This is a genomic window from Micromonospora sp. M51 (assembly GCF_018070305.1).
GTDB lineage: Bacteria > Actinomycetota > Actinomycetes > Mycobacteriales > Micromonosporaceae > Micromonospora > Micromonospora parva.
Map to the genome: position 1 here is coordinate 1 of NZ_JAGPXZ010001233.1, position 1,064 is coordinate 1,064.

1 protein-coding gene and 1 pseudogene are annotated in these 1,064 nt (G+C 72.8%); both read left to right on the forward strand.

Going from position 1 to position 1,064, the window contains the following annotated elements; genetic code table 11:
* Nucleotides 1-307 (forward strand): annotated as a pseudogene (locus tag KBX53_RS33920) (MFS transporter); the annotation flags it as partial.
* A gap of 196 nt (nucleotides 308-503) precedes the next feature.
* Nucleotides 504-1,064: (d)CMP kinase (gene cmk, locus KBX53_RS33925; RefSeq protein WP_210863919.1), on the forward strand; the 561-nt coding region annotated here is incomplete at its 3' end.

The following is a 1,064-nucleotide window of genomic DNA, read 5'->3' on the forward strand; positions in this document are numbered from 1 at the left end:
GGTCGGCCCGATCCCGCGCAACCTGAGCAAGCGGCTCCTCGCGGGCGTCGAGCTGGAGGACGGGCCGGTCACTGTCGACTCGTTCAAGGTGGTCGGCACCCTGGGCAAGAGCGCCCAGGTGGAGCTGAGCCTGCACGAAGGGCGCAAGCACATCGTCCGGCGGTTGATGGACGAGGTCGGGCACCCGGTCACCCGTCTGGTGCGTACCTCCATCGGTCCGATCCGGTTGGGCGACCTGCGCACCGGGCGTCTGCGGCGCCTGACCAACGCGGAGGTCGCGGCCCTGTTCCACGCGGTGGGTGACTGACCCCCGAGTTCGGGGTACGGCAGCCGGTAGGCTCCACCGACGGCCGAGACGCGGTCGCCCGGGTGGCGTGGGTCGCCTCCGGCGGCGTCGCGCGCGGGTTCGCCAGACGACCCGGGCATGATTGATGACGATTGAACAACCGCTTGCGGCGCCAGCTCACCGGGCGATCCGTGAGGTACGGGCTGAGGAGGACACGGTGGAGGAAAACGTACGGTTCGGGCGATGTGTGGTCGCTGTGGATGGGCCGTCCGGTTCGGGGAAGTCAACCGTGTCGCGGCGGCTCGCCGCCGCCCTCGGTGCGCGCTACCTGGACACCGGGGCGATGTACCGGGCGATCACGTGGGCCGTGCTGCGCTCCGGCGTGGACCTCACCGACGCCGCGTCGGTGGCGAAGGTCGCCGGCGAGGTCGACCTGCGCATCGGCACCGACCCGCAGGGGTACGGCGTGACCGTCGACGGGGTCGGCGTGGACGCGGAGATCCGTGGCGCCGAGGTGACCGGAGCGGTCTCCGCCGTCGCCGCCGTACCGGCTGTTCGTGAGCTGCTCGTCGGCCGGCAGCGCGAGATGATCGCCAACGCCGGTCGGATGGTGGTCGAGGGCCGCGACATCGGCTCGGTCGTGGCCCCGGACGCCGACCTGAAGGTCTTCCTGACCGCGTCCGAGGCGGCCCGTGCGGCCCGGCGCAGCGCCGAGGACGCCGCCGACGTGGCGGCCACGGCCGCCGACCTGGCGCGGCGGGACCGCCTCGACTCGACC